This window comes from Centipeda sp. (in: firmicutes), assembly GCF_057271695.1.
Map to the genome: position 1 here is coordinate 23,932 of NZ_DBHIVL010000025.1, position 6,943 is coordinate 30,874.

At 56.1% G+C, this 6,943-nt stretch carries 8 protein-coding genes; all 8 read left to right on the forward strand.

Annotated elements, in window-relative coordinates; genetic code table 11:
- Position 1: 1 nt before the first annotated feature.
- The 8 genes from ACO6BQ_RS05545 to ACO6BQ_RS05580 are packed head-to-tail and all read left to right on the forward strand — an operon-like array spanning position 2 to position 6,888.
- On the forward strand, positions 2–2,059 hold the full coding sequence (locus ACO6BQ_RS05545) for a chemotaxis protein CheA (RefSeq protein ID WP_489119917.1): 2,058 nt from the start codon (positions 2–4) through the stop codon (positions 2,057–2,059).
- An 18-nt stretch (positions 2,060–2,077) separates the two neighbouring features.
- Positions 2,078–2,545, forward strand: coding sequence for a chemotaxis protein CheW (locus tag ACO6BQ_RS05550; RefSeq protein ID WP_314662144.1), 468 nt, complete (start codon positions 2,078–2,080; stop codon positions 2,543–2,545).
- Positions 2,546–2,591: 46 nt separating this feature from the next.
- A complete protein-coding gene (locus tag ACO6BQ_RS05555; protein ID WP_489119918.1) occupies positions 2,592–3,215 on the forward strand; it encodes a chemotaxis protein CheC in 624 nt (207 codons plus the stop codon).
- A 1-nt stretch (position 3,216) separates the two neighbouring features.
- Positions 3,217–3,702: a chemotaxis protein CheD gene (locus tag ACO6BQ_RS05560; RefSeq protein ID WP_489119919.1), complete on the forward strand. Its 486-nt coding sequence runs from the start codon at positions 3,217–3,219 to the stop codon at positions 3,700–3,702.
- A 16-nt stretch (positions 3,703–3,718) separates the two neighbouring features.
- A complete protein-coding gene (locus ACO6BQ_RS05565; protein ID WP_489119920.1) occupies positions 3,719–4,108 on the forward strand; it encodes a hypothetical protein in 390 nt (129 codons plus the stop codon).
- A 33-nt stretch (positions 4,109–4,141) separates the two neighbouring features.
- A complete protein-coding gene (locus ACO6BQ_RS05570) occupies positions 4,142–4,885 on the forward strand; it encodes a FliA/WhiG family RNA polymerase sigma factor (protein WP_489119921.1) in 744 nt (247 codons plus the stop codon).
- Positions 4,886–4,935: 50 nt separating this feature from the next.
- Entirely contained in the window at positions 4,936–6,534 is a 1,599-nt protein-coding gene (locus ACO6BQ_RS05575) for a flagellar assembly protein A (RefSeq protein ID WP_489119922.1), read from the forward strand.
- A gap of 18 nt (positions 6,535–6,552) precedes the next feature.
- Positions 6,553–6,888: a hypothetical protein gene (locus tag ACO6BQ_RS05580; RefSeq protein WP_489119923.1), complete on the forward strand. Its 336-nt coding sequence runs from the start codon at positions 6,553–6,555 to the stop codon at positions 6,886–6,888.
- Positions 6,889–6,943: the final 55 nt, after the last annotated feature.

The following is a 6,943-nucleotide window of genomic DNA, read 5'->3' on the forward strand; positions in this document are numbered from 1 at the left end:
AATGGATAACCAGTATATGGATATGTTCCTGGATGAGTCGCATGAGCATCTGCAGTCACTCAACGAAGGACTCCTGCGTCTTGAGGAGAACATGGAGGAGATCGATGCAGTCAACGACATCTTCCGCAACGCGCATACCCTGAAGGGTATGTCGGCGACGATGGGCTTTGCCAAGATCGCGGAGCTTACGCATGAGATGGAGGATGTCCTGGATCTCGTCCGTAAGAGCCAGCTCAAACTGAACGAGGACATTATGGACACATTGTTCAAATGTCTCGATTCACTTGAGCAGATGGTGGACAGCGTCGGCAACGGCGAGGCAGAGGATGTCGTCGATGTCTCAGATCTCGTCGCAAAGCTCAGCTCCATCTCCAAAGGAACGCCCGCACCTGCAGCAGATGGTGCTGCAGCGGCAGCTCCTGCGGCAGCCGCACCTGCCGGTGAAGCTGCTGCTGCCGCCTCGGCTCTTGACCTCGATGACATCGACCTCGATGTCATGAAGAAGGCAAAAGAAGCCGGGATGAACCTCTTCCATATCAAGGTCACACTGATGGAGACCTGTGTCCTCAAGGCGGCACGCTCCGTTATGGTCATGCACGCACTGGATGAGGTCGGTGATGTCCTCAAGAGTATTCCCCCTGCCGAGGATCTTGAGCAGGAGAAGTTTGAGCGCAGCTTTGACGTGCTCATTGCTACGGGCGGCGATGCCGAAGCAATGAAGAATGCGGTGGATACGGTCTCTGAGATCGAGGACATTACCGTCACTGAAGTCGACCCCGACAAACTTGGAAAAGACGCACCTTCTGCTCCGGCTGCTGCGCCCGCAGCAGCCGCGCCTGCGGCAAAGGCGGCACCGAAGAAGGAGGCGGCAAAGCCGGCAGCAGCTGCTGCACCGGCGAAAAAGCAGCACCAGAGTCAGAGCGTTCGCGTCGATATCGAAAAACTGGATACCCTCATGAACCTCATGGGCGAGCTTGTCATCAACAAGGTGCGTCTCGAGCAGATTGGACAGACGCATCGTTTGAGTGATCTCATGGAGACGCTTGAGCAGATGGATCGCGTCACGGGCGATCTGCAGAACATCGTCATGAAAGTTCGCATGGTTCCGGTCAGTGCCGTGTTCAACCGCTTCCCGCGCATGGTGCGCGACGTATCAAAGGAGCTCGGCAAGGACATCAACCTCACGATTGAGGGCGAGGAGACGGAGCTCGACCGTACCGTTATCGATGAGATCGGCGATCCGATCATGCATCTGCTGCGCAACTCGCTCGACCACGGTGTCGAGAGCCCCGACAAGCGCGAGGCGAAGGGGAAGCCGCGCACCGGCGAGGTCGGACTCATTGCACGCCACGAGGGAAACAACGTCGTCATCATGATCACGGACGACGGCGCGGGTATTGATGCGGACAAGATCCGCCGCAAGGCGGTCGAGAAGGGCATGATCACGCAGAGTGAGGCGGACAGCCTCGACGATGCGGATGCCGTTCGCCTGATCTTCCTGCCCGGCTTCTCGACGGCAGAGCAGATCACGGATATCTCCGGCCGCGGCGTCGGTATGGACGTTGTGCGCAGCAAGATTGAGGCACTCTCCGGGCACGTTGATGTCGAGACGCATATCGACGAAGGTTCTGTGTTCAAGATCAAGCTGCCGCTCACACTTGCGATCATTCAGGCGATGCTCGTACGCGTGCAGGAAGAGATGTACGCCATTCCTCTCACATCCATCGACAGTACGATCAACATCGAGCCGAGTGACATTCAGACCGTTCAGAACAAGGAGGTCATCGTCCTGCGCGGGGAGATCATCCCGATCATCCGCATGGAGGAGGCTCTTCAGGTTCCACATACGAAGGACTCCGACGAGCATTTCGTTGTTGTTGTCCATGCGGGCGAGGGGAAGGCAGGCATTGTCGTCGACAATCTGATCGGTCAGCAGGAAATCGTTATCAAGACACTTGGCAATCTCTTCGCCGGACTCAAGCTCTTTGGCGGGGCAACCGTGCTTGGCGACGGCAGGGTCGCACTGATTCTTGACGTTGCGACGATGATACAGCAGTAAAAGGGGAGGGCAAAGAAGATGGCAGATGATATGAATCAGGGAAATGCGCCGCAGAACTCGCAGTATGTGGCATTCAATCTTCGCGATGAAGAATACGGCGTCAGCATTCTGAATGTACAGGAAATCCGCAACCTGACGGACATCACGCGTGTTCCGTTTGCGGCGGATTTTATCAAGGGCGTCATCAATCTGCGCGGTTCGGTGCTCCCCGTCATTGACCTCAAGCAGCGACTTGGGCTTGCGGAGACACCGTATACCGACCGTACGCGCATCGTCACGGTCTCCGTCGAAGATGTCCACGTCGGCATGCTTGTGGACGCTGTGACCGAGGTGCTCAGTCTCGAGAATGCGCCCATTGATACGAAGAAGGCGATGAATGCCCGCGAGAGCAGCCGATTCCTGAGCGGTATCGGCAATATCAGGGGCAGACTCATCGTTCTCCTCAACCTCGAGGAGATCGTCGGTCTGCCGAAAGAGGCAAAGTAAAGGCGGTCATGCTTCCTTTGCTGCGCGGTGATAAGAGGTAGGGCCTATGAGCGTAGATGAGAATCTGACAGAACTGTCAGAGCTGCAGTTGGATGTGCTCAGGGAGATTGGAAACGTCGGTGCAGGGAATTCTGCAACGGCGCTTTCCCGTCTCATCGGGCGTCGTATTGAGATGAATGTGCCCCATGTGGCACTCGTTCCAATTGAAGATGTGCCGGAGTTTGTCGGCGGACCGGAATTGGTTGTCGTCGGCATTTTCCTGCGCGTCTATGGCAAAGCCCCGAGCAACATCCTCTTTCTCATCCCGCGTGACAGTGCCTTTGCACTTGTGGATACGCTGCTCGGACGGGAGCGCGGAGAGACGACGGAACTTGACTCGATGGACGAATCGGCACTCATGGAGATCGGCAACATCCTTGCAGGCTCTTATCTGAATGCGTTTTACACGTTCACGGGCATGAGTATGCTGCCGTCCATCCCTGCGCTTGCCGTGGATATGGCAGGTGCTATCCTCAACGTCGTTTTGGTACAGCTTGGCGAGATGGGGGATCATGCACTCCTCATCGAGACCAATTTTGTCGCCGAGGATCGGAGCATCAACGGACATTTCTTCCTTGTCCCGGATCCCGGATCCCTTGGCAGCATTATGAATGCGGTAGGAGTTGGATGATATGCCGGATTTGATCAAAGTCGGTATGGCCGACTACAAAGTCGGCGCAGCTCCGTCCACACTCATCAGCTACGGACTGGGCTCGTGTATCGGGCTTTCCCTTTATGACCCCAAGGCAAAGGTGGGGGGACTGCTCCACTATATGCTGCCGGACAGCAAACAGGCGCGCCCCTCGGATACGCCTGCAAAGTTCATCGACACGGGATTTCCGCTCATGCTTGCGGATGTCCTGAAGCTTGGTGCGTCGAAATCTCGTCTGGTGGCAAAGATTGCGGGCGGTGCGCAGATGTTTGCGTTCTCCAATACGACGAGTGTCATGCGTGTCGGCGAACGCAACGCGCAGGCGGCAAAGGAGCTGCTTGCACAGCATGGAATCCGGCTTGTCGCGGAGGACACCGGGCTCAACTACGGCCGCACCGTTGCCATTGATCTCAACGATGGTGTCTATACGGTGAAGACCGTCAGCAAGGGAGACAAGACCATATAGAAGGGAAGGTGAAGAGATGTTCAAAGTCGGTATGGCGTTGGTTTTTTCTGTGATCGCTGCACTTGTCGTATTTCTCACGGGGATGATCGGGGATGCACGCGTGACCACGGCATTGCTGCGAAGTTTTATCGCATTCCTGTGCGCCGGACTGTTCACCTATCTCGTCGTCTTCATATTGGAAGCAAAGGGCTGGGCGGCGTTCGACAAAGAACCGTCCGAGCGGATGCAGGATATGCAGACGCAGCTCTATGATCCGGAGGACATTGACTTTGATGCAGTGGAGAAGGGGGCGAGGGCGGCAGAGGAATTTGCCGCGCAGAAAAACTTCCGACCGCTCTCGGAGGATTCCTTTGTTCATATGAGAACTCCGGAGGGCGAGGGGACACCTGAGCCCGCACCGGCATAAAGGCGAACGGCGGAATGAGAGGAGATGAACGCGATGACGGCACAGCCGGCAGAGGACATTGATGCCTTGTGGCGGGCGTATGAAACGGAAAAGACCGTGGATGTACGAAACCGCATCGCCGAACACTATCTTCCCCTCGTCCGCCTTGTAGCCGGACGCATTGCGATCAGTCTGCCGCAGCATGTGGATCGGGAGGACCTCCTGAGCAGCGGATTCTTTGGACTCCTCGACGCGATCGAACGCTATGAGCTTGCACGCGGGAACAAGTTCGAGACCTATGCGGGGGTACGCGTGCGCGGAGCGATGCTCGATCATCTGCGTGCAAAGGACTGGATTCCCGTCAGTGTGCGTCAGAATATTAAAAAATACGAGAAAGCTGTTGCGCGTCTTGAGGGGGAGCTCGGACGTACGGCGACCGATGAGGAACTTGCCGCCGAGCTGGATCTGACCATTGAGGGGCTGCATCATCTCGAGGGGCAGGTGAGCGCGGCTACCATCATCCCGCTCGAAGAATATCTGCGTACGGATTCACCGGCATCCATGGATGATGGTCCCGTTGAACACGCAGAATGGACAGAGGTCAAGGATACCCTTGCCGCCGCGATTGAAAAACTCCCCGAGAAAGAGCGCACGGTTGTTGCACTCTACTATTACGACGAGATGACACTCAAAGAGATTGCTGCGATCCTGCACCTTTCGGAGGCGCGGATCTCACAGCTCCATACAAAGGCAATCTTCCGTATGCGCGGGTCTCTTGCACGCATGAATGACGAATGATAATGGGGGCATCCGATATAGGTGCGGTTTGATGGATCGGGAGTGGTATTGTGGATCGTACTGTTGGGAGTGTGCGTGAGGGGTTTCAGCTGGTTGTCAAAACGGATGGTAACTATCTTACCGTATATCCGGAGAGTCAGGGCAGCACAATCATTGATCTTTCCACGCTGAGAAAACGCCTTGAGGATGAGGGAGTCACGGAGTACGATGTGCTCCAGCTTGCAAGAGTCGTGCGTGCAGCAGACGGCTTTGAGGTGCGGCTCGATCCGCCCGTGGAGGATGGCGAGGAGAACGTCATCATTCCATTTTCCATCGAGATTCCGCGTGATGCGATGACGGCAGCCGTGCGTTTTGATGAAAAAAAGGGGAATCTGCCGCCCTCCATTTCCGATGTGTTGGATGCGCTTGCCGCAAAGAAGGTCGTCTACGGCATCGACCGCGAGGCAATCGGGCGCGGCGTAGCGCGTCTGACCCCGTTTTTTGCAGCCCGTGGCACAGCTCCTGAGGCGGGGGTGGATGCACGGATCGAAAAGAAATTCGATATGGGAGAAAAGGGGCGTCCCGCCGCTCGCGCCTATGACCGTGTGGATTACAAAGATATGAATATCTTTATCCGCGCACAGATGGGGGATGTGCTCGCCGTTCGCATTCCCGAAACAGCAGGGACTCCGGGAAAGAATGTATTGGGGGAGGATATCGCACCCAAGCCGGGAAAGGCGATTGCTCTCCCACAGGGAAAAAACACAAAGATTGTCAACAATCATGAGCTCGTTGCACTCATCGACGGGCAGATTGTCGATGATGGGAAGAAGATCAGTGTCGACCCCCATCTTGTGATCGACTCCAGCGTGGATGTCGGAACGGGAAACGTCGATTTTGCCGGCAGCATCGAAATTAAGGGGGATGTGGAGAGCGGCTTTATTGTCAAGGCGACGGGGGACATCGAGATCAAGGGCATGATCGGCGGCGCAGAGGTTGAGGGGCGCAACGTCATCGTCCACGGCGGCATACGCGGCATGAATATCGGGAAGATCCGTGCAGTGGAGGATGTGCGTATTTCTTTCGTCGAAAATGCCAACATTTCCGCCGGACGTGACATCTTCGTCAACGATGTCGTTCTCCATTCTGAGATGCGTGCGGGGCATCATGTCCGCGTCGAGGGGCGGCGCGGCATCATTACCGGGGGAAAGGTCGGTGCAGGAGAGTCCATACGCGCCAAAATTTTTGGCAACAACTTCTATGTGCAGACCAACCTGAACGTCGGTGTCGACCCCAATCTGAAGCATCGCTACGATACGCTTTCCAAAGAATGCGAGACGGCGGTCAAGCGTCTTACGGAACTCCGCCTTTCGCTCGCCACGCTAAAGAAACAGTCGCTGATGAGCCTTTCGCCGCGACGTAGGGAGCAGCTGGCTGAAATGACACACGAGCAGTTCCCTCTTGCCGGGAAGATCAAGAAGATGCAGGAGGAGCTCGAGCAGATGCAGGAAGAGCTTGAGCAGATGAAAAATGGTTCCATCGCTGCATCCGATACCATCTATCCGGGGGTCAACGCAACGATCAACGGGGTGAAAAAGACGATAGAGGAAGAGCTGCGCAACGCGCGGCTGCAAATGCTGAATGGGGAAATTGCCGTAGGAATCTTCTAAAGAGAGGCAGGTATCACCATGAATGTCACGCCAATCAGTATGCAGATGATGTTCCCCCAGTCCAATGAGGCAGGGAATGTTCAGAGCAATATGCAGAACCAGGTCAATATACAGCAGAGCTTTGAGTCCATCCGTCAGAAGCAGGATGCGGAGCTCGCACGCCAGCAGGTGCGCACCAAGGAACAGGCGAGTGAGGATGCACGCGTGAAGGATGACCCGGAGCGTGACCGGCGGCAGGGCGGCAGACAGGGCGGCGGAAGCCGCAGAGGAAGCGGGAAGGATCATGGCCCCGAGCTCCTGCAGCGTTTGGCTGCCGACCCCAATCGTGGTGTTCATCTCGACATAAAGCTGTAAAGGAAGCACTGATAAATTCAGCCGCGCCATCTCGACGCATCTTTTTTGCCCGCAC